Annotated in this window: 22 protein-coding genes and 2 pseudogenes; 8 read left to right on the top strand and 16 right to left on the bottom strand. The window is 71.5% G+C overall.

Features of this window, described 5'->3' with window-relative positions; translation table 11 throughout:
- Positions 1-18 precede the first annotated feature (18 nt).
- Positions 19-687 (top strand): potassium channel family protein, encoded by a 669-nt coding sequence (locus AC3EUJ_RS18485; RefSeq protein WP_431962623.1) that lies wholly within the window; start codon positions 19-21, stop codon positions 685-687.
- Positions 684-1361, top strand: a complete 678-nt coding sequence (locus AC3EUJ_RS18480) for a potassium channel family protein (protein ID WP_431962621.1) — start codon at positions 684-686, stop codon at positions 1359-1361. Before AC3EUJ_RS18485 ends, AC3EUJ_RS18480 begins: the two co-directional genes overlap by 4 nt.
- A 90-nt stretch (positions 1362-1451) precedes the next feature.
- Here the strand turns inward: AC3EUJ_RS18480 and AC3EUJ_RS18475 are convergent, their stop codons facing one another.
- The 10 genes and pseudogenes from AC3EUJ_RS18475 to AC3EUJ_RS18430 form a co-directional block, all read right to left on the bottom strand.
- Entirely contained in the window at positions 1452-2210 is a 759-nt protein-coding gene (locus tag AC3EUJ_RS18475) for a DUF3159 domain-containing protein (RefSeq protein ID WP_431962619.1), read from the bottom strand.
- A gap of 3 nt (positions 2211-2213) precedes the next feature.
- The gene (locus AC3EUJ_RS18470; protein ID WP_431962617.1) at positions 2214-2612 is read right to left on the bottom strand and encodes an OB-fold nucleic acid binding domain-containing protein; all 399 of its coding nucleotides are present in this window, start codon (positions 2610-2612) and stop codon (positions 2214-2216) included.
- A gap of 39 nt (positions 2613-2651) precedes the next feature.
- Positions 2652-3335, bottom strand: coding sequence for a response regulator (locus AC3EUJ_RS18465; protein ID WP_431962615.1), 684 nt, complete (start codon positions 3333-3335; stop codon positions 2652-2654).
- A gap of 58 nt (positions 3336-3393) precedes the next feature.
- Positions 3394-5935: pseudogene (locus AC3EUJ_RS18460) on the bottom strand (DUF4118 domain-containing protein).
- 288 nt (positions 5936-6223) lie between these two features.
- Positions 6224-6703, bottom strand: a pseudogene (locus AC3EUJ_RS18455) (potassium-transporting ATPase subunit KdpA); the annotation flags it as partial.
- Positions 6697-7005, bottom strand: a complete 309-nt coding sequence (locus AC3EUJ_RS18450) for a hypothetical protein (protein WP_431962613.1) — start codon at positions 7003-7005, stop codon at positions 6697-6699. The pseudogene AC3EUJ_RS18455 and the gene AC3EUJ_RS18450, both read right to left, overlap by 7 nt.
- Positions 7006-7014: 9 nt before the next feature.
- Complete coding sequence (kdpF, locus tag AC3EUJ_RS18445; protein WP_431962611.1) at positions 7015-7104, bottom strand: K(+)-transporting ATPase subunit F; 90 nt, start codon at positions 7102-7104, stop codon at positions 7015-7017.
- A gap of 298 nt (positions 7105-7402) precedes the next feature.
- Positions 7403-8167 carry a DUF3710 domain-containing protein gene (locus tag AC3EUJ_RS18440; RefSeq protein ID WP_431962609.1) on the bottom strand — a complete coding sequence of 255 codons (765 nt, stop codon included), beginning with the start codon at positions 8165-8167 and terminating at the stop codon, positions 7403-7405.
- Between the two features lies 1 nt (position 8168).
- Positions 8169-8702 carry a dUTP diphosphatase gene (gene dut / locus AC3EUJ_RS18435; RefSeq protein ID WP_431962607.1) on the bottom strand — a complete coding sequence of 178 codons (534 nt, stop codon included), beginning with the start codon at positions 8700-8702 and terminating at the stop codon, positions 8169-8171.
- Positions 8699-9304 (bottom strand): PaaI family thioesterase, encoded by a 606-nt coding sequence (locus tag AC3EUJ_RS18430; protein ID WP_431962605.1) that lies wholly within the window; start codon positions 9302-9304, stop codon positions 8699-8701. Before AC3EUJ_RS18430 ends, dut begins: the two co-directional genes overlap by 4 nt.
- Positions 9305-9409: 105 nt before the next feature.
- Here AC3EUJ_RS18430 and AC3EUJ_RS18425 point away from each other — a divergent pair, with 105 nt between their 5' ends.
- Together AC3EUJ_RS18425 and AC3EUJ_RS18420 are read left to right on the top strand one after the other, a co-directional pair.
- Positions 9410-10294 (top strand): SDR family oxidoreductase, encoded by an 885-nt coding sequence (locus AC3EUJ_RS18425; RefSeq protein WP_431962603.1) that lies wholly within the window; start codon positions 9410-9412, stop codon positions 10292-10294.
- A gap of 26 nt (positions 10295-10320) precedes the next feature.
- Complete coding sequence (locus AC3EUJ_RS18420; protein ID WP_431962601.1) at positions 10321-10770, top strand: DUF3093 domain-containing protein; 450 nt, start codon at positions 10321-10323, stop codon at positions 10768-10770.
- 41 nt (positions 10771-10811) lie between these two features.
- Here AC3EUJ_RS18420 and AC3EUJ_RS18415 read toward each other — a convergent pair whose 3' ends face one another.
- From AC3EUJ_RS18415 to AC3EUJ_RS18400, 4 genes are all read right to left on the bottom strand, one after another.
- On the bottom strand, positions 10812-11651 hold the full coding sequence (locus tag AC3EUJ_RS18415; protein WP_431962727.1) for a hypothetical protein: 840 nt from the start codon (positions 11649-11651) through the stop codon (positions 10812-10814).
- Positions 11573-11872, bottom strand: a complete 300-nt coding sequence (locus AC3EUJ_RS18410; protein WP_018561848.1) for a DUF4193 domain-containing protein — start codon at positions 11870-11872, stop codon at positions 11573-11575. The genes AC3EUJ_RS18415 and AC3EUJ_RS18410 overlap by 79 nt, the downstream gene beginning before the upstream one ends.
- 398 nt (positions 11873-12270) lie before the next feature.
- Positions 12271-13440, bottom strand: coding sequence for a sensor histidine kinase (locus tag AC3EUJ_RS18405; RefSeq protein ID WP_431962599.1), 1170 nt, complete (start codon positions 13438-13440; stop codon positions 12271-12273).
- Positions 13441-13539: 99 nt separating this feature from the next.
- Positions 13540-14193, bottom strand: a complete 654-nt coding sequence (locus AC3EUJ_RS18400) for a response regulator transcription factor (RefSeq protein ID WP_431962597.1) — start codon at positions 14191-14193, stop codon at positions 13540-13542.
- Between the two features lie 330 nt (positions 14194-14523).
- Here AC3EUJ_RS18400 and AC3EUJ_RS18395 point away from each other — a divergent pair, with 330 nt between their 5' ends.
- Positions 14524-14697: a hypothetical protein gene (locus AC3EUJ_RS18395; RefSeq protein WP_319132283.1), complete on the top strand. Its 174-nt coding sequence runs from the start codon at positions 14524-14526 to the stop codon at positions 14695-14697.
- Between the two features lie 141 nt (positions 14698-14838).
- On the opposite strand, the gene AC3EUJ_RS18390 is transcribed toward AC3EUJ_RS18395, so the two are convergent.
- Entirely contained in the window at positions 14839-15639 is an 801-nt protein-coding gene (locus AC3EUJ_RS18390) for an inositol monophosphatase family protein (protein WP_431962595.1), read from the bottom strand.
- Between the two features lie 29 nt (positions 15640-15668).
- Positions 15669-16802: a ferrochelatase gene (locus AC3EUJ_RS18385; RefSeq protein WP_431962593.1), complete on the bottom strand. Its 1134-nt coding sequence runs from the start codon at positions 16800-16802 to the stop codon at positions 15669-15671.
- A gap of 137 nt (positions 16803-16939) precedes the next feature.
- Between AC3EUJ_RS18385 and AC3EUJ_RS18380 the strand changes: the two genes are divergently transcribed.
- From AC3EUJ_RS18380 to sepH, 3 genes are all read left to right on the top strand, one after another.
- Complete coding sequence (locus tag AC3EUJ_RS18380; RefSeq protein WP_431962591.1) at positions 16940-18187, top strand: MFS transporter; 1248 nt, start codon at positions 16940-16942, stop codon at positions 18185-18187.
- Positions 18144-19466: a D-arabinono-1,4-lactone oxidase gene (locus AC3EUJ_RS18375; protein WP_431962589.1), complete on the top strand. Its 1323-nt coding sequence runs from the start codon at positions 18144-18146 to the stop codon at positions 19464-19466. Before AC3EUJ_RS18380 ends, AC3EUJ_RS18375 begins: the two co-directional genes overlap by 44 nt.
- Before the next feature lie 331 nt (positions 19467-19797).
- Entirely contained in the window at positions 19798-20898 is a 1101-nt protein-coding gene (gene sepH / locus AC3EUJ_RS18370) for a septation protein SepH (RefSeq protein WP_431962587.1), read from the top strand.
- Positions 20899-21258 lie beyond the last annotated feature (360 nt).

The raw sequence follows: 21258 nt of genomic DNA, 5'->3' as shown, positions 1-21258 counted from the left end.
GCAGCCGGAAGGACGGTCGTGCACGTCGTGATTATGGGATGTGGGCGAGTGGGTTCCACTCTCGCACACTCCCTTGAGCAGCAAGGTCATACGGTGGCCGTGATCGACCAGGACCCGACGGCCTTCCGCCGCCTGGGCGCCGGGTTCAGCGGACGCCGCGTGACCGGGGTCGGGTTCGACCAGGACACGCTGCGCGAGGCCGGCATCGAGGAGGCGGGCGCGTTCGCGGCCGTCAGCAGTGGTGACAATTCCAACATCATCGCGGCCCGGGTGGCCCGTGAGATGTTCGGCATCGAGAACGTCGCCGCGCGCATCTACGACCCGCGGCGCGCCGAGGTGTACCAGCGCCTGGGCATTCCCACCGTCGCCACCGTCCGGTGGACGGCCGACCAGATGCTCCGCCGCCTGCTGCCGTCCGGCGCGGAGCCGCTGTGGCGCGACCCGAGCGGGGGTGTGCAGCTCGCGGAGGTGCACACGGACACCGCATGGGTGGGCCACAAGATCAGCAGGCTCCAGGAGGAGACGGGGGTGCGCGTGGCGTTCCTCACCCGGCTGGGCGAGGCGATGCTTCCCACCTCGGAGACGGTCCTGCAGGAAGGCGACCTGGTGCACGTGATGATGCGCACGGACGAGGTCGAGCAGGTGGAGGCCGCGTGCGCGAACGGCCCTGAGGAGGCGCACCGATGAGGGTCGCCATTGCCGGGGCCGGGGCGGTCGGCCGCTCGATCGCGGGCGAGCTGTTGGAGAACGGCCACGAGGTCCTGCTGATCGACAAGAACCCGACCTCGATCTCGGTGGAGCGGGTCCCGCAGGCGGAGTGGCTGCTGGCCGACGCCTGCGAGATCACGTCGCTGGACGAGGCGGCGCTGCAGCGCTGCAACGTGGTGATCGCCGCCACCGGTGATGACAAGGTCAATCTGGTCGTCTCGCTGCTCGCCAAGACGGAGTACGGCGTCCCGCGCGTCGTCGCGCGGGTGAACAACCCCAAGAACGAGTGGCTGTTCAACGAGGCTTGGGGCGTGGACGTGGCCGTCTCCACCCCGCGCCTGATGTCGGCCCTGGTGGAGGAGGCCGTGAGCGTCGGCGACCTCGTCCGGCTCATGCGCTTCAGCCAGGGCGACGCGAACCTGGTCGAGTTGACCCTGCCGGAGGAGGCCGCGCTGGTGGGCACCCGGGTGGGTGAGGTCGCCTGGCCGGAGGACACCTCGCTGGTCACGATCATCCGCGGGCACCGCGTGCTCACCCCGTCCAAGGACGACGTACTCGAGGCGGGCGACGAGCTGCTGTTCGTCGCGGCTCCGCACCGCGAGGAGCAGCTGGAGGACCTGCTCTCGGTTCGCAGCGCCGGGGCCGGGGCGTAGGACGTACGACCGCGCGTAGACGAGGGGCGGCCGGAACCCGTCGGTTCCGACCGCCCCTCGTGCGTTCGCTGCCGGCGCGGGGGCGCCGGGTCAGTTGCCGGCGGCCTCCTTGGCGGCCCGCTCGGCCTGCTCGGCGCGCTCGGCCTCCTCCATCTCCGCGATCACGTCGATCGGCGGCGGGGCCTTGGCCAGGAAGATCCAGGTCAGGTAGACGCAGAGCAGGAACGGCGGGATTCCGAGGGCGACCTTGACCCAGCCGAGCTGGGTGGCGTTCCCCCAGATGTAGAGCGGGAAGAGGATCGCCGACTTGACGAGCAGGATGATGCCCCAGGCCCAGGTGGCCTTGGTGTAAGCGACGAGCCGGCCCGGGTTGCGCGTCCGCCAGGACAGGTTCTCCTTGAGGATCGGACCGAGCAGCAGTCCGATCAGCGGGTACTTCGCGAGCGCGGAGGCGACGTACGCGACGGCGAGCCCGAGGGTGTAGAGCATGCCGGGCAGGTAGAAGTTCTTCGCGTCGCCCGACATCATCGCGAACACCGCGCCAAAGGCCACGCCGAAGACACCGCTGAACGCGTGCTTGAGGGTCTGCCGGCGCACCAGGCGGGCCAGCGCCAGCACCAGGGTCAGGCCCAGCGCGGCGATGGCGGCGGTGTGGATGTCCCGGTTGATCGTGTAGATCAGGACGAAGACGAGTCCGGGCACCGTCGTGTCGATCATGCCCCAGACGCCGCCGAAGGCCTCCAGGAGCGCGTGGTCGGCGGCGGCCTTCGAGGCCGCCGCGTCGTGCTCCGGACCCTGTTCGGTCCTGGTCGTGGGCTGTGCCCCGGTCCGCTTGTCGATCGACGCCACCGGCTACTCCTGTCCGACCGGACGCAACTCGTACTTGGGATTGAACAGCACCGGACGGCCGCGGTTCATGGAGATCCGCCCCGACGCGATGATCCTGCGGCCCGGCTCGATGCCGACGATGCTGCGCCGGCCCAGCCACACCACGTCCAGCGGTGCGGAGCCGTCGAACAGCTCGGCCTCCAGGGCGGGCACACCGGCCCGCGGGCGCAGAGTGACAGCGCGTAGTGTACCGGTCACGGTGACTATGTCGCGATCGGAGCAGTCGCTGATCCGGGTGCACCCGACGTCCGCGGTGTCCTGCCGCAGCTCGTCGGAGTGCAGCTCCTCCTGGGAGCTGGACAGTCGGTCGAGCATCCTGCGGAAGCGGCCGGCCGGCCGGTCCGAACGGGTGGTACCACTCATACCTGGAAGGGTACCGGGCCGGGGTGAACGGATCACTGATCACTTCTCGAAGCGGTAGCCCATGCCTGGCTCGGTGATGAAGTGCCGCGGATGCGCCGGGTCGGCCTCGAGCTTGCGCCGCAACTGCGCCGTGTAGACCCGCAGGTAGTTGCTCTCGGTGCCGTAGGACGGGCCCCAGACCTCCTGGAGCAGCTGTTTCTGGCTGACCAGGCGGCCGGTGTTGCGGACCAGCACCTCCAGCAGGTGCCACTCGGTGGGCGTGAGCCGGACGTCGACTCCGTCGCGGTTGACCTTCTTGGCGGCGAGGTCGACGGTGAAGGACTCGGTCTCCACGGTCGCGGCACCGTCCTCGGGGCCGCCGGGCGTCGCGCGGCGGAAGGCGGCGCGCAGCCGGGCGAGCAACTCGTCCATGCCGAAGGGCTTGGTGACGTAGTCGTCGGCGCCCGCGTCGAGGGCCTCGACCTTCTCGTCGGAGGCCTGGCGGGCGGAGAGCACGATGATCGGCACCCGGGTCCAGCCGCGCAGCCCCCGGATCACCTCGACGCCGTCCATGTCTGGCAGGCCGAGGTCGAGCACGATGACGTCGGGGTGGCGGGCGGCGGCCAGCCGCAGCGCGGTGGCGCCGTCGTGGGCGGAGTCGACCTCGTACTTGCGGGCCCGCAGGTTGATCACGAGAGCGCGCACGATCTGCGGCTCGTCGTCGACCACGAGCACCCGGTTCATGGAACCTGCCTTTCCTTCATGGTGAGGGGGGTGGAGCGGGGATGCGGTGCGGGCACCGTCAGGTCGTCGCCTCGGCCGGGAGGTCCGGGGCGGCGGGGATGCTGCCGGGCGCGGCCGGGAGGGTGAGCACCATCGTCAGGCCGCCTCCCGGGGTGTCCTCGGGCTGCAGAGTGGCGCCCATGGAGTCGGCGAAGCCGCGGGCCACCGCGAGGCCGAGGCCCACGCCGTTGCCGAGGGGCGTCGCCGTACCGCTGGAACGGCTCGAAGATCCGTTCCTTCGCGGCGTCGGGAACACCGGGCCCGCGGTCGACGATGCGCAGGTCGACGTGGTCGCCCAGGGCGCTGGCGGCGACCAGCACCTGCGTGCCGGAGGGGCTGTACTTGACCGCGTTCTCCACGATGTTGGCGACGCTGCGCTCGAGGAGGCCGGGGTCGACGGAGACCATCGGGAGGGTCTCGGGGACGTCGAGGACGACGCTGCCGTCGGGGACGCCGCGCAGGGCCTTGGGGACGACCTCGTCGAGGTCCACCTCGCGGATCAGGGGGGTGACGGTGCCGGTCTGCAGGCGCGACATGTCGAGGAGGTTGCCGACCAGGTTGTCGAGCCGGTCCGCGCCCTCCTCGATGCCTTCCAGAAGCTCGGCCTCGTCCTCCTCGGACCAGGCGACGTCGCCGGAGCGCAGCGAGCTGACGGCCGCCTTGATGGCCGCCAGGGGGGTGCGCAGGTCGTGGGAGACAGCGGCGAGCAGGGCTGTGCGGATACGGTTGCCCTCGGCGAGCTTGTGGGCCCTGGCGGCCTCGTCCTCCAGCCGCTGCCGGTCCAGGGCTCCGACGGCCTGGGCCGCGAAGGCGGAGAGCACCCGCCGGTCGGAGGCGGGCAGCACCCGGCCGACGAGGGCGAGGGAGAGGTTGTCGCTGACCGGCACCTCCACGTCCGCGTCCTCGGGGCGCAGGCACTGCCGGTTGCCGACGCCGGCGGCGCAGGTCCAGGCGTCGTGCTCGCCGGCCCGCTCCAGCAGCGACACAGCCTCCATGCCGAAGGTCTCCCGGACCCGCTCCAGCAGGGCGTCCAGGGAGTGCTCGCCGCGCAGCACGCTGCCGGCCAGGTACGACAGGATCTCGGCCTCGGACTGGAGTCTGGCGGCCTGGTGGGTGCGGCGTGCCGCCAGGTCCACCACGGAGGCCACCGCGACGCCGACCACCACGAAGATCACGATGGCGATCAGGTTCTCGGGCTGGGCGATGGTGAAGGTGTGCAGGGGCGGCGCGAAGAAGTAGTTCAGCAGCAGGGAGCCGCCGACCGCCGAGACCAGTGCCGGGTAGAGGCCGCCGATGAGGGCGGCCGCGACCGTCAGGGTCATGAACAGCAGCATGTCGGTGGCGATGCCCAGGGCGGGGTGCAACTGGGTGAGGAACAGGCAGAGCAGCGCGGGGCCGAGCACCCCGGTCAGCCAGCCGGCGATCACCCGGGAGCGGCCGAGCTGAGCGCCGCGCGCCACGGGCATTCCCCGGCCTTTGGCGGCGTGCTCGTGGGTGACGATGTGCACGTCGAGGTCGGGCCCGGACTCACGGGCCACGGTCGCGCCCACGCCGGGCCCGAAGACGTACTGCCACGCGGGCCGGCGGCTGGTGCCGAGCACGACCTGGGTGGCGTTGACGCCGCGGGCGAAGTCCAGCAGGGCGCCGGGGACGTCCTCGCCCACCACGTGGTGGAAGGAACCGCCGAGGTCCTCGACGAGGGTGCGCTGGACGGCGAGTTCCTTGGGCGAGCCGGCCGTCAGGCCGTCGCTGCGCGCGATGTGGACGGCGAGGATCTCACCGCCCGCTCCCTTGGCGGCCATCCGGGCGGCGCGCCGTATCAGGGTCCGCCCCTCGGGCCCGCCGGTGAGGCCCACCACGATGCGCTCGCGGGCCTGCCAGGTGGCGGAGATCCGGTGGTCGGTGCGGTACTGCCGCAGGTATTCGTCGACCCGGTCGGCCACCCACAGCAGGGCCAGCTCGCGCAGCGCGGTGAGGTTGCCGGGCCGGAAGTAGTTGGACAGGGCCGCGTCGACCTTGTCGGAGGCGTAGATGTTGCCGTGCGCCATGCGGCGGCGCAGCGCCTGCGGCGACATGTCGACCAGCTCGATCTGGTCGGCGCGGCGGACCACCTCGTCGGGCACGGTCTCGCGCTGGCGCACGCCGGTGATCGACTCGACGACGTCGCCGAGCGACTCCAGGTGCTGGATGTTCACCGTCGATATGACGTTGATGCCGGCCTGGAGCAGTTCCTCGATGTCCTGCCAGCGCTTGTCGTTGCGGCTGCCGGGGATGTTGGCGTGGGCCATCTCGTCGACGAGGGCGACCTCGGGCCGGCGTGCGAGCACCGCGTCGACGTCCATCTCGGTGAAGACGGTGTCCCGGTAGCCGATCTCCTTCCGCCGCACGACCTCCAGGCCGGTCAGCATGACCTCGGTACGGGCGCGGTCGTGGTGCTCGACGAAGGCGACGACCACATCGGTGCCGCGCTCCAGGCGCCGGTGGGCCTCGGAGAGCATGGCGTAGGTCTTGCCCACTCCTGGGGCCGCCCCCAGGTATATCCGCAAAGTCCCGCGTGCCATGGCTCCACGTTCCACCTCGTGACGTGCCCCTTCAGGGCGCGTCCGACAGTAAGCATCCTATGGTCCCAGCAGCGGACAAATCGGATGTGATGCCCCTGCTGGGAACACGTTGACGCGCCCTTGACGCCCTCCCCTCGGTACGTGTCGAGGGCCCGGGCAGGACGGGGTCGTCATCGATGCCTCAGGTGACGTCCGGCAGGCGCACGAGCCGCCGGCTCTCGTCGAGGAAGTTCCTCTCGTGCTCGGCGGCGCCGACCCGTCCAGGGGCAGCGCGACCGTCGGCGCCGCCTCCGCCAGCGGGCCGAGCGCGAGCGCCGGGAAGTAGGTCAGGCCCGTGATGATCAGGATCGCGCCGACGAGCAGGCTCGCGAAGAGCGGTTTCTCGGTGCGCAGGGTGCCCGCCGTCGCGGGCACGGCCTTCTGCCTGGCGAGCGAGCCGGCCAGGGCCAGGACGAAGACCATCGGCACGAAGCGGCCGAGGACCATCGCGAGGCCGAGCGTGCTGTTGTACCACTGCGTGTTGGCGTTCAGGCCCGCGAAGGCGGAGCCGTTGTTGTTGCCGACGGAGGTGTAGGCGTACAGGACCTCGGAGAAGCCGTGCGGCCCGCTGTTGAGCATGGAGTGCGGCGGGTTCGGCAGGGCCATCGCCAGGGCGGTGAAGACCAGGACCACGGCCGGGGTGACCAGGATGTAGAGGGCGGCGAGCTTGATCTCGCGGGTGCCGATCTTCTTGCCCAGGTACTCCGGGGTGCGGCCGACCATCAGGCCCCCGCGATGTGGTCCGCCGAGCCGGGGTGCGCGAACTCGGCCCAGGTCATCAGCGTCACGAAGCCGACCCAGATCAGGCCCATGGCGGCGAGGATCGCGTAGCCCTGCCTGAGGTTGCCGGCCATCTTCCCGGGCTCGGCGTCCGGGTCGGCGCCGAGGCAGCGGTAGACCAGCCGCTCGACCCGCAGGTGCCGGTCGGAGCTGTAGACGGCGGCCATGTGGTCGCCGAGGGGGCGGTACGCCAGCGCCAGCGCCACGACGAGGGCGGTGACCTGGAGCACGTCAGCGGTAATGGGGCTCATGTCCGGGCCTCAGAATCTCTCGGGCCGGACGAATACCAGAACCAGATAGGCCAGCAGGGCGACGGCGACGACGAGGCCGGCGATGTTCTCGGCGCTCACAGCTTCGCCACCTGCTTGGCGATGAGGGCCACCAGTGCGAAGACCGTGATCGTGGTGACCACGAAGGCCAGGTCGGCCATCGTGTGCTCCTAGCTCTGGATCGGACGTTGACCAGGCCAGGGAACCTCCGTTCCCGCCGCTCGCGGACACCGTTGACGGCTTCCGTACGGGCCCTCACGACGCCTTGACGGCCCTTTGACGTTCACCCCGCTGACCTGTGAAAACGCCCGTGGGCCGACCTGTTGTCACAGGTCGGCCCACGGGCGTAGGGCAAGGCTGGGGCGCCGGGCCCCGGGGTTCAGTGCACTTCGGTGATCTCCGGGCCGCGGCGCATCGGGTCGATGCCGTCGGAGAAGCGGCCGCTCTCCTCCTGGGCGATGCCCTCGGGCACCATCTGGGCGTCGTTGGGCAGCTTCAGCACGATCGGGTCGCGCGGCGCCATCGGCGACTCGCCGCGGACGACGACGGTGTCGCGGAAGATCTGCTCCAGCAGGCCGGCGGTCTCGGGCTGGACGGCGCCCTGCCCGGAGATGACGCCCCGCAGGAACCAGCGCGGTCCGTCACAGCCGACGAAGCGTACGACCTGTACACCGTTGGCCCCGTTGGGCAGCTGCACCGGGACCTGGGCACGCAGCTCCCAGCCCAGCGGACCCTCGACCTCGTCGACGATGCCGCCCTGCTTGGTGATGCCGGACGCGATCTCGTCGCGGACCTCGCCCCAGATGCCCTCCGACTTGGGGGCGGCGAAGCCCTGCAGCTGGACGGCGCTCTCCCGGAGCACCACGGTCGCGGCGACGATGGACTCCCCGGCCACCTCGACGCGCAGTTCCATGCCCTGGACACCGGGCACGAACAGCCCGCCCAGGTCGACCCGGCCCTCGGCCGGGTCCCTGACCTCGCTCACGTCCCACGGGCCGTCCGGCCTCGGGGCGGGCGGAAGGTTGTACCGACGGGACTCCATGGAGTCGTCCGACTCCTCGGCGTCTTCGGCCAGCTCGTCAGGGCTCTCGGCCGCGAGCTCGTCGAGGGCGTCTCCGCGCTCCTTGCGACGACGACGGAACACGTCACTGTCCTTCCCGGTCAGCGATGACCGATGCGTATCCATTGCCGGACGGACCGACCGGCGAGCCATCCACCGCGGCATGACCCCCCGTGGAGCCGAAGCCCCCTGCCGCCCGTACCGAACCGGGCAGTTCCGCCACCTCGTGGAAGCGGACCCGCTCGACCTGCTGGACGACCAGTTGGGCGATCCGGTCCCCTGCTGCGAACCGTACGCTCTCGCGCGGGTCCAGGTTGACCACGATCACCTTGATCTCCCCACGGTACCCGGCATCAACCGTTCCCGGGGCGTTCACGAGGGCCACTCCGCACCTCGCGGCGAGGCCCGAGCGCGGGTGCACGAAGGCGGCGTAGCCGTCCGGCAGCGCGATCGACACCCCCGTGGGCAGCACGGCGCGTTCGCCGGGGGCCAGTTCGGCCGCCTCGGTGGTGACGAGGTCGGCCCCGGCGTCGCCCGGGTGCCCGTAGGAAGGAATCGGGACGTCCTCGTGCAAACGGTGGATGAGGACGTCGACCGGGGGGCGACCGCCGCCGGTCACGGGTTCACCTCGAAGGCGCGCGCGACCTTGATCTGGTCCGGGTCGGACATCGCGGCGTGGATCTCCTCGGGGCGGCCGTGGTCGGTGAAGTGCTCCAGCTTGACCTCGATGAACAGCGCGTCCGCGCGGACCGCGACGGGGCCGTCGGGGCCGCCGATCCGGCCGACCGCGGTGGAGTAGATCTTGCGCCCGGCCACGGCGGTGCAGCGGGCCTCCAGGTGGAGGGTGGCGCCGACCGGCACGGGCTGCACGAAGTCGGTCTCCAGGCGGCCGGTCACGGCGATGGTGCGCAGCAGCCAGGCGAGGGAGCCGAGCGTCTCGTCGAGCGCCGTGGCGAGCACACCGCCGTGCGCCAGGCCCGGGGCACCCTGGTGGGCGGGCTGGACGGTGAACTCTGCCGTCACGCTGACGCCCTCACCTGCCGTGGCCTCCAGGTGCAGACCGTGCGGCTGCGCCTCGCCACAGCCGAAGCAGTGGTCGTAGTGCGCGCCCAGCGGCTGGCCGGGGGCGGGGGCGTCGGGGTGCCGCTCGGGCGCGACGGCGTCGCGCGGCGGTGTCAGGCCCGGACGGTCCGGGCCGGCGTCGGTCGTAGCTCCACTCACGCGGGAGACCCTACCCTCCTGCGGGATCGTTTCCCGCCGCCCGGCCGTTGTCCTTCCGGCCCCGCGGCCCGCCCATCACCGGAGCACCCTCCCTTGGAGCACCCCATGACCCCCAGGTCCGTCGTCGTCACAGGAGCCGGGTGCGGGATCGGCCTCGCCATCACCCTCGAACTGGCCCACGCCGGTCTCGACGTCATCGGGACGGTACGGAGTCAGGAGAAGGCGGAGGCGTTGCGGGAGGCGGTGGAGCGCACCGGCGCGTCGGTGCGCACTGTGCTCCTGGACGTCACGGACGCCACGTCCTCCGTCCGGGCGTTCACCGAGATCGCCACGATGACGGACGGCGGCCCGTGGGCCGTGGTGAACAACGCGGGGATCGCCCAGCCCGGCGCGATCGAGGACGTCGACGACGAGCAGGTGCGGCAGCAGCTGGAGACCAACCTGGTGGCCCCGGCGCGCATCGCCCGCCTGGTGCTGCCCACGATGCGGGCCAGGCGCGCGGGGCGGATCGTCAACATCTCCTCGGTCTCCGGGCGGGTCTCGATGCCGCTGCTCGGCTGGTACTGCGCCAGCAAGCAGGGCCTGGAGGCGATGACGGACGCGCTGCGGATGGAGGCCGCCCCGTTCGGGGTCAAGGTCGTGCTGGTGGAGCCCGGCTCGTACGGCACGGACATCTGGCAGCGCGGCGCGAGCCGGCTCCCGCAGCGCCGCAACTCGGCCTACCGGCACCAGTACGAGGCCGCCGAGGAACTGGTCAAGCGGGAGCTGCCCTCGCCGCGCCCGGTGGCGCGCACGGTGCTGAAGGCGCTCACGGCGCCGCGGCCGCTCCCCCGCTACCTGGTGGGCGCCGACGCCCGGTCCTCCGCCGTCCTGGACGCCGCCCTGCCGACCGCCGCGACCGACTGGGCCAAGCAGATCGCCATGGGGCTGCGCCGGCCCCCGCGCGCCGCGCACACGCTGACGAGGCTGCGGTCCCGGGGCGGGCGCTGACCGGGCGGCATGACAAGCTGGGTGTCATGACCGTCATGACCTATGAGGAGCGGCTCACCGCGCCGCGTTCGTGGTGGGCGCTCGCCGTCGGCGCGGGCATCTCGCTGGCGCTGATCCTGCTGCCCCTCGGGCCGCTGGCACTGCTCGGCGGGCTCGTGGGCGGCACGGCCGTCGGCGCGGCCCTGGTCAGCGCCTACGGCTCGCCGCGGCTGCGGGTGGTGGCCGGCTCGCTGGTGGCCGGGGACGCCAGGATCCCGGTGACGGCGCTCGGCGAGGCCACGGTGCTGGACCGGGACGAGGCCCTGGCCTGGCGGTCGTACAAGGCCGATCCGCGCGCCTTCATGCTGCTGCGCGCCTACGTGCCGACCGCGCTCAAGGTCGAGGTCACCGACCCGGACGACCCGACGCCTTACCTGTACCTGTCGACGCGCTCACCCGAGCGCCTCGCCGCGGCCCTGCGGGACGTACGCGTCTGAGCCCGGGGCGCCCCGGCGCACGGCGCTGGGCGCCGGGCGGGTCAGCCGCCGGGCCCGAGCGCGGGCGGGGGTTCCTCCTCGGCCGACAGCAGGCCCCAGGGCACCTGGCGGTGGCGCAGGTCCTTGCGGATCTGCTCCGCGAGTTTCCTGGTGTCGCGCCGGTTCATCACGGCACCGACGGCCGCGCCGACCATGAACGGGGTCAGCGTCGGCAGGTTGCGCATGGTGCGCTTCATCAGTTGCTGGCGCAGTTCGCGCTTCATCCTGCCGCCGAGCGCGATGTTCAGCGTGGACGGCTTGGAGAAGTCGATCCCGCGCCGCTCGGTCCACTCGGCGAGGTACATCGTCGAGCGCTGTCGCAGTGAACCCGGGGCGCGCAGCCCGTAGACCTCGTGCAGCTCGGCGATGAGTTTGTACTCGACCAGGGCGACCCCGAGGGTCTCCGAGGCCAGCTCCGCCGGCATGGCCGGCGGCGTGGGCAGCATGGCGGCGGCGCCGATGCCGGCGCCGACCGTCGCGGTGCCCATCGTGGCGGCGTACACCAGCTTGTCGGCCAGCTCCTCGGGCCCGAGCCCGGGGAACTGGCGGCGAAGCGTCTCCAGGTCCCTGACGGGGACCCTCGGGGCCGTCTCGACGAGCCCGTCGACGAAGGTGTTCAGCGCCGCCTTGGCGCGTGCACGTGCCCTTGCTGCACGGCCGGGGGGACGGAGCGGGACGAGATCGCCCGCCGGCCCCTCCGTTGCGCCCGCGAGCGAGGCCTCATGGCCTCGCTCGTCGTCGCTCGCCACGGTCCGGCTTTCCGTCAGGCCGCGCAGTCGCGGCAGATCGGGTTGCCGTTCTTCTCCGTCGCCAGCTGGCTGCGGTGATGCACGAGGAAGCAGCTCATGCAGGTGAACTCGTCCGCCTGCCTCGGCAGCACCCGGACCGACAGCTCCTCGTTGGAGAGGTCGGCTCCGGGCAGCTCGAGGGATTCGGCCTGGTCGAACTCGTCCACGTCGACCGTGGAGGTCGACTTGTCGTTCCGCCTGGCCTTCAGTTCCTCGATGCTGTCCTCGTTGACGTCATCGTCGGTCTTGCGTGGGGTGTCGTAATCAGTAGCCATGTATCGCTCTCCCCCTCTGGGTGTCTGCGGTGTCTCCAGCGCACGTAACGCACGGGAGGCCGGTCTTGTGCCCGGCCCGAAGCGGAGATTTTGCCTTACATCAAGTGCCGTTACTCAATCGACACCCAACCGCACCCCCGAAGAGGTGATCGCAACCGCCGCCGGTGATGACCGGAAACGGCCCACTTGTCGCACCTTGCTCGCGCCTCCACGTGTACTTCCCGTGATCATGACCTGCGGAAACATGGATTTTTCCGCTCTTTTCCCGGAGGTTGCGACCACGGAGAGTACCGGCGTCCGAAATCGTATGTGTGATCGCTCACAGCATGCCCCGGAGGCGCGCAGACCGCAAAATTCCGCGCAAAGCGAACATGTACCCGGGGGTGTCGTGTGACGGGTCACACGGGAATGACAACCCGCATGACCAGGCCACCTCCCTCGCGCGGGACCGCGGTGATCGTTCCACCGTGGGCCCGGGCGACGGACTTGGCGATGGACAGCCCGAGGCCGGCCCCCTTGTCGCTGCCCGTGCGCTCGTTGCCCAGCCGCCGGAAGGGCTCGAACAGGTTGTCGATCTCGTACGCGGGGACGACGGGCCCGGTGTTGGTGACCGTCAGGACCGCGGAGCCCGGCTCGACGCCCGTGACGACCTCCACCCAGCCCTCGTTCGCGACGTTGTACCGGACGGCGTTCTGCACCAGGTTCAACGCGATGCGCTCCAGGAGCACCCCGTTGCCCTGCACGACGGCCTCGCCCAGCGCGGCGCGCAGCTCCACGCCCTTGGCCTCGGCCTCGCTGCGGGTCTGCTCCAGCGCCTGGGTCGCCGCCTCGGCCAGATCCACCGGCTTGCGGTCGACGATCTCGTTGTCGCTGCGGGCGAGCAGCAGCAGGCCCTCCACCAGCTGCTCGCTGCGCGTGTTGGTGGCAAGCAGGTTCTTGCCCAGCTGTTGCATGTCCGGGGAGGCGTTGGGGTCGGCGAGCTGGACCTCCAGCAGTGTGCGGGTGATCGCCAGCGGCGTTCTCAACTCGTGGGAGGCGTTGGAGACGAAGCGGCGCTGGGCGTCGAAGGACCGCTCCAGGCGCTCCAGCATGTCGTCGAAGGTGTCGGCCAGTTCCTTGAGCTCGTCGTCCGGGCCGGTCAGGTGGATCCGCTGGGTCAGGTCGGAGCTCACCACACCGCGCGCGGTGCGGGTGATCCGGCCCAGCGGCGCCAGCACCCGGCCGGCCAGCAGGTAGCCGAAGGCGAAGGCGAGCACGGCCAGACCGATGAGGGCGAACAGCGAGCGCTTCAGCAGGACATTCAGGGCGTACTCGCGCTGCACGGCCAGGCAGTGGACGTAGGCCTTGTTGAAGGCGTCGGGATTGGTCGGGCCGGTGGGAAGCTCGGGGCACAGCCCGGTGAGCGACAGCCGGCCCGCCTCGACGTGGAACTGCGCCTCGGTGCCCTGGCGGATGGCCTGGGCCGCCAGCATGTAGATGATCCACAGCAGTATCACCCCGGCGATCAGGAACATGCCGCCGTAGAGCAGGGTGAGCCTTATCCGGATCGTCGGGCGCAGCAGCGGCATGGGCCGGGCGGCCTGCTTGGGATCCCAGGTGGGCTTGGGCGGGACCGCCTGCGGAGCAGGCGGGGTCGTCGAAGACGACGAGGGCGCGGGCACGGCGGATCAGATCCGGTATCCGGAGCCGGGCACGGTGACGATCACCGCGGGCTCGCCGAGCTTGCGGCGCAGCGTCATGACGGTGACCCGCACGACGTTGGTGAAGGGGTCGGTGTTCTCGTCCCAGGCCTTCTCCAGCAGCTGCTCCGCGGAGACCACGGCGCCCTCGCTGCGCAGCAGGACCTCCAGCACCGCGAACTCCTTGGGGGCCAGGTGGACCTGCCGGCCCTCCCGGGTCACCTCGCGGCGGTTGGGGTCCAGCTTGATCCCGGAGCGCTCCAGCACGGGCGGCAGCGGCGCGGTCGTGCGGCGCCCGAGGGCGCGTACGCGGGCGGTGAGCTCGGTGAAGGCGAAGGGCTTGGGGAGGTAGTCGTCGGCGCCCAGTTCCAGGCCCTCGACGCGGTCGCTCACGTCACCGGCGGCGGTCAGCATCAGGACCCGGGTCGGCAGGCCCAGTGCCACCAGCTTGCGGCACACGTCGTCCCCGTGGACGACCGGCAGGTCGCGGTCGAGGACGACGACGTCGTAGTCGTTGACCCCGATCCGCTCCAGGGCGGCACCGCCGTCATAGACGACGTCGACGGCCATGGCCTCACGGCGCAGTCCGGTGGCTACCGCATCGGCGAGCAGCTGCTCGTCCTCGACGACCAGTACGCGCAAGGCGCTGTTCCTTCCCTAGGCACTTCTCGAAGAGCCGTGCACAGCCTGCCTGTGCAGGCTGAACGCCCCTCCATCCTGCACCGGGCGGCCGTAAAACAGGGGTAAGAGGTGGTGGCGCCGATTTCTTCGCGTCCCGGAGGTTTCTGCTCCGGCGGGCCTGGGGAGGACGACTGCACACCCCCGATCACGCCCGCAGGGCGTCCGTGACTCCCGTGGCACCAGCCGCTGTGTGATCCGAGGGGTCCCCGACAAGACCTGTGAACGACCCCGCACATCGCACGACCCCGAATATCCCTGTGTCAACCCACGACGACGAGGGGGCGCCACCTGATGGACGCATTCACCACTGGAATCCTGCAGCGCATACACAGCACCGAATCCGACCTTCTGCGCGCCCGCGAGGACGGGGACGACTTCCTGGCCGAGGTCGAGGAGGCCGAGCTGGCGGACCTGCGCCGCCTCGCCGCTGAGCACGGCGTCCAGGTGCTGCCCAAGATCGCCTGAGATCGCCCAGGGCGGCACAGCCGAACGCCGCGCCCCGGACACCTGGACAGGTGCCGGGGCGTTCGCTTGCCCGCCGCCGGTCGGCGGCGGGCGCCGGGCGCCGGACGTCGCCCGGCGGCGGAGGCAGCGGAGGCGGCGGCCTCAGTCGTGCCAGGCCCCGAGTTCGTCGAGCAGCCGCTGCAGGGGCTCGAACAGCCCCGGCGGGGCCGCCACGGTCAGCTCCGTGGATTCCGCCACTCCCGGGCGGCCCCCGGTCAGGGCACCGGCCTCGCGGGCGAACAGGGCGCCCGCCGCGTAGTCCCACGGGTTGAGACCGCGCTCGTAGTAGCCGTCGAGGCGGCCGCAACCCACGTCGCACAGGTCGATGGCGGCGGATCCGCCACGGCGTATGTCCCGCAGCCGCGGGACCAGCTCGCGCAGCACCCTCGCCTGGCCCTCGCGGCGCTCCTTCAGGTAGCCGAAGCCGGTGCCGATCAGCGCCTGCTCCAGCGGCGGTGCCGGGCGGACGGCCGCCTCGCGGTCGTTGACCCACGCGCCCCGACCCAGCACCGCGCGGTAGCTCTCGCCGTGCATCGGGGCCTCGACGACCCCGACGAGCGTCTCGCCGTCCAGCTCCGCCGCGATGCTCACGGCCCACGACGACAGGCCGTAGAGGTAGTTCACGGTGCCGTCCAGCGGGTCGATCACCCACCGGACCCCGCTGCTGCCCGGGGTGCTGGCGCCCTCCTCGCCCAGGAGCCCGTCGTCCGGGCGGCGCTCGGTGATGAAGGAGGCGATCAGCTTCTCGGCGGCGATGTCCATCTCGGTGACGACGTCGATCGGGCTGCTCTTGGTGGCGGCCACGCCGAGGTCGGCCGGGCGGCCGTCGCGCAGCAGCTCACCCGCCCTGCGGGCGGCCTCCACGGCCACGGCCAGGAGTTCGTCCTTGAGGTGGTCGGTCACGGTACTCCTCGTGCTTACGGGTACGTCGGTCACTCGGCGCCCGCGGCTGCGGGACGGGGGCTGCGCGCCGGGCAGCAGCCCACCGGGCACACGTCGTGGCTGGGCCCGAGCGCCCCCAGCGCGCACCGCTCGGGGGTCAGGCCCCGCTCGGTGGCGGCGCGCTCCAGCACCAGCTCGCGCACGGCGGCGGCGAAGCGCGGGTCCGCTCCCACGGTGGCGGCGCGGGCGACGGGCAGGCCCAGTTCCGCGGCCTTGGCGGTCGCCTCGGTGTCGAGGTCGTACTTGACCTCCATGTGGTCGGAGACGAATCCGATCGGCACCATGACGGCGGCGGGGGCCCCGGAGGCGTGCAGCTCCTCCAAGTGGTCGCAGATGTCCGGCTCCAGCCACGGGATGTGCGGAGCGCCACTGCGGGACTGGTAGACGAGCTTCCACGGGCGGTCGGTGCCGGTGGCCTCGCGGACGGCATCGGCGATCACCTGGGCGGTGTCCAGGTGCTCGGCGACGTAGGCGCCGCCGGCTCCGTCCTCGGTGTGCGCCTCGGGCCGTCCCGAGGTGTCGGCGGCGGCCGTGGGGATCGAGTGGGTGGTGAACGCCAGGTGGGCCCCGTCGCGGACGTCCTCGGGGAGCGTGGCGAGGGCGGTCAGCACCGCGTCGATCATGGGCCGGACGAAGCCGGGGTGGTTGAAGTAGTGCCGCAGCTTGTCCACGCGGGGCACGGGACGGCCCTCGGCCTTGAGGGCGGCCAGGGAGTCGGCGAGGTTCTCGCGGTACTGCCGGCAGCCGGAGTAGGAGGCGTACGCGCTGGTGGCCAGGACCAGCACCCGGCGGTGGCCGTCCTCGGCCAGCTCGCGCAGGGTGTCGGTCAGGTAGGGCGCCCAGTTGCGGTTGCCCCAGTAGACGGGCAGGTCGAGGCCGTGCCCGGCGAAGTCCTTGCGCAGCGCCTCCAGCAGTTCGCGGTTCTGCGCGTTGATGGGGCTGACCCCGCCGAAGAGGAAGTAGTGCTGCCCCACCTCCTTCAGGCGCTCACGGGGGATGCCCCGGCCGCGCGTGACGTTCTCCAGGAAGGGGACGACGTCGTCGGGCCCTTCGGGCCCCCCGAAGGACAGCAGGAGCAGTGCGTCGTACGGAGCGGCGGTGCCGGCCTCGGTGTGATCGGACATGTTCCGATCCTCCCACCCGGTGGCGGCGGCCGAGGAACCGGCGAAAATCGCTTGCGCTCCCTTTGTAAGCTGTGTGACGCAGTCACATTCCTTACCTGAACCCCCTGAACATCGGCGACGTAGCCGTGGAGCGCCCTGTGTCCAGTCCCTATCGCGCGATCTTCTCCATTCCGGGGACGAGGGGTTTCTCGGCGGCCGGCTTCATCGGCCGGATGCCTCTGTCCATGCTCGGCATCGGCATCGTGACGATGATGTCCCAGGTCACCGGCCGCTACGGGGTCGCGGGCGGGCTCGCGGCCACGTTGGCGCTGGCCGGGGCGGCGCTGGGCCCGCAGGTCTCCCGCCTGGTCGACCGCTACGGGCAGCGCAGGGTGCTGCGCCCGGCCGCCGGGATCACGGTGCTGGCGGTGGCGGGCCTGCTGGTGTGCGTAAGGACCGGGGCTCCGGACTGGACGCTCTTCGCGTGCGTCGCGTCGGCGGGGACGACACCGAGCCTGGGCGCCATGGTGCGGGCGCGGTGGGCCATGATCCACCGGGGGTCGCCGGCGCTGCTGCACACCGCCTACTCCTTCGAGTCCGTCGTCGACGAGGTCTGCTTCATCGTGGGCCCGATCCTGTCGATCGGGCTGTGCACCATCTGGTTCCCGGAGGCGGGGCCGCTGCTGGCGGTGCTCTTCCTGGCGGCCGGGGTGTGGCTGCTGACGGTGCAGCGCGCCACGGAGCCGCCGCCGCACCCGCGCGAGCAGCACTCCCCCGGATCCGCGCTGCGCTCGGGCGGACTGCAGGTGCTCGTGCTGACCTTCGTCGCGACCGGGGCGATCTTCGGCGCCGTGGACGTGAACACGGTGGCCTTCGCCGAGGAGCAGGGCCACAAGGCCGCGGCGAGCGTGGTGCTGGCGGTCTACGCGGCGGGTTCCTGCCTCGCGGGTGTGCTTTTCGGCCTGATGAGGCCGACGGGAACGGCCTCCCGCCGGTTCCTGCTGGGGGTGGCGGCCATGGCGGTGAGTATGATCCCGCCACTACTGGTCGGGAACCTGCCGTTCCTGGCCGTGGCGCTGTTCGTCGCGGGCCTGTCCATCGCACCGACGATGGTCACCACCATGGCGCTCGTCGAGCAGTTGGTACCGCGCGCGAAACTGACCGAGGGCATGACGTGGACGAGCACGGGGCTCGCGGTCGGTGTGGCGCTCGGCGCCTCTCTGGCCGGGTGGGTGATCGACGCGGCGGGGGCCCGGGCCGCGTTCGCGGTACCCGCCTCCGCCGCGGCTCTCGCCGTGGTGGCGGCCTTCCTGGGGTACCGCCGGCTGGAGCCGGCGCCGGAGCTGGAGGGGACGCGTGCGCATGGGTACGACGAGCAGGACCGCCGGGAAGACCACATGGCATAACTGGGCGGGCAACGTGCGGGCCCTGCCCGCGCGGACCGAGTCGCCCGCCTCGGTGGACGAACTGACGGCCGTGGTCCGCAAGGCGGCCGCCGACGGGCTCCCGGTCAAGGCGGTGGGCACCGGGCACTCCTTCACCTCGACCGCGGCGACCTCGGGCGTTTTGATCCGGCCCGAGCGGATGACCGCGGTGCGGGACATCGACCGCGAGGCCGGCACGATCACGGTGGAGTCGGGTGTCCAGCTCAAGCACCTCAACGCGATGCTCGCCGCCGAGGGCCTGTCGCTCACGAACATGGGCGACATCATGGAACAGACCGTGGCCGGCGCGACCAGCACCGGTACCCACGGCACGGGCCGCGACTCGGGCTCCATAGCCGCCCAGATCAAGGCGCTGGAACTGGTGCTCGCCGACGGTTCGGTGCTCCGCTGCTCGGCGCGGGAGAACGCCGAGGTCTTCGCCGCCGCCCGGATCGGGCTGGGGGCGCTCGGCGTGGTCAGCGCGATCACCTTCGCGGTCGAGCCGCTCTTCCTTCTCGCCGCGCGCGAGGAACCCATGCGCTTCGACCGGGTGGTCGCCGAGTTCGACCAGCTGGTCGAGGAGAACGAGCACTTCGAGTTCTACTGGTTCCCGCACACCGACGGCTGCAACACCAAGCGGAACAACCGCAGCCAGGGCCCCGCCGCCCCAGTCCCGGGGGTGCGCGGCTGGATCGACGACGAGCTCCTGTCCAACGGGGTCTTCCAGGCGGCCTGCGCCCTGGGCCGGGCGGCGCCCTCCCTCATCCCGGGCATCGCCCAGGTCTCCAGCCGGGCCCTGTCGGCCCGCACCTACACCGACATCCCGTACAAGGTGTTCACCCACCCGCGGCGTGTGCGTTTCGTGGAAATGGAGTACGCGGTGCCGCGCGAGGCCGCGGTGGAGGTGCTGCGCGAACTGAAGTCCATGGTCGAGTCGTCGGAGTTCAGGATCAGCTTCCCCGTGGAGGTGCGGGTCGCCCCGGCGGACGACATCGCGCTCTCGACGGCCTCCGGCAGGGACACCGCCTACGTCGCGGTGCACATGTACCGCGGCAGCCGGTACCAGGAGTACTTCACCGCGGTCGAGCAGATCATGACCGCCCATCAGGGCCGCCCTCACTGGGGCAAGATCCACACCCGGGACGCGGAGTACTTCGCCGAGGCCTACCCGCGCTTCCCGGAGTTCACCGCCCTGCGCGACCGGCTCGACCCGGACCGGCTGTTCCGCAACGACTACCTGCGGCGGGTGCTCGGCGAATAGTTCCGCTTGTGGGGTTTTTGCGAAGATCCTGCCCCAACTCCCTTGGCGTGCGCGAAGTTCGACGGCGCGGCGCCCCACCGACATGGCCCAAATGGAGTACTGTGACAAATCCTGGCTCCGGGGGGAGACGGCGCACTCGTCCCGGGGTGCCGTCGATCGAACCGGAGGCACTTGACGCCGAGTGGTGCGTTTGGTCACTCAGCGTTGCAAATAGGTAACCGTGCCATAACGGCGTGTCACGGCACATGCCCGACACGCCGGGAAACTCAGCAAGGTTGTGGCAGGCTGCACCCGGGCAGGTCACACTCGTCCATCGGGAGCAGCGACGCACGTGACGTCGGCAGGCACCACCCGGGAGGTAACCGTGCCCGAACTGCGTGTCGTGGCTGTCAGCAACGACGGCACACGACTGGTGCTCAAGGCTGCCGACAGCACGGAGTACACGCTTCCGATCGACGAACGTCTGCGTGCCGCCATTCGCAACGACCGCGCGCGGCTGGGCCAGATCGAGATCGAGGTCGAGAGCCATCTGCGCCCGCGTGACATCCAGGCGCGGATACGAGCCGGGGCCACCGCGGAGGAGGTCGCGCAGCTCGCCGGGATCCCCGTGGAGCGCGTCCGGCGCTTCGAGGGCCCGGTGCTGGCGGAGCGCGCCTTCATGGCCGAGCGGGCCCGCAAGACCGCGGTGCGGCGTCAGGGCGAGAGCACCGGTCCGCAGCTCGGTGAGGCGGTGACCGAGCGGTTGCTGCTGCGCGGCGCCGAGAAGGACAGCGTCCTGTGGGACTCCTGGCGCCGTGACGACGGCACGTGGGAGGTCCTCCTCGTCTACCGGGTGGCCGGCGAGCCGCACTCCGCGAGCTGGACGTACGACCCGCCGCGCCGGCTCGTCCAGGCCGTGGACGACGAGGCGCGCGCACTCATCGGGGAGACGACCCAGGAGCCGGCACAGGAGCCGAGCTACCCCTTCGTGCCGAGGATCGCGCGGCTGCCGCGCGACCGGGCGTTGGACCGGGCCGACCGCACCGAGCGGACGGAGCGGGCAGAGCGCACCGCCGAGGAGCGCGCGGAGGAAGAGCGCGACTCCCTGACCAGCCTCCTGGAGGCGGTACCCAGCTTCCGCGGCGACATGGTCGTGCCGGCCCAGGCCGGGCCGCCCTCCACCACGCCCGACACGGCGACCGCGACCGCGGCCACGGATGCCGAACCCGACGCGTCCGAGGCGGACGAGGCGGCACCGCCCGCTGCCAGCGCCGGCGCGGGCTCCGCGTACGCCGACGTCCTGATGCCGCGTTCGGTCGGCGCCCATCGCGACCGGCTGGTCGGCTCAACGGACCGCCAGGCCGAGGCGGACGGGGTCCGTCCGGGGCGGCGGGCGACGGTGCCGAGCTGGGACGAGATCGTGTTCGGGAGCCGACGCAAGAAGCAGGACTAGCGTTCCGCCTCCCGGAAGTCAGAACGGCCGGTCCCGACCCGCCGATTCCCCAACCACACGCAGAGAGCCGGACCCGGCATCGGGTCCGGCTCTTTTCCATAGCCCTGCGCCCGCCGACGGGTCGCCCAGGCAGGAATGAAAGTCCCAAGATGACATCCGGCGGAAAGCGGGCACAGCAGGCGAATCGCCTGGAGCGCGCCGTGCACAACTTCTGAGATTCCTCTGAGTCTTCGGCACGAGACAGGGAGTGCTCCCAGCCGGGCTCCCCGCGCTCACTCCTCGAACGTGGCACATCGATCCCGCTATGCACTGAGGAGAGGTATATGCCGTACCGCGGACGACCCGCGGACCGGTGCGGAT

The sequence above is a fragment of the Actinacidiphila sp. bgisy160 genome, from assembly GCF_057707815.1.
Note: the sequence above shows the minus strand (reverse complement) of the source record. Positions and strands in the feature narration are given on the sequence as shown.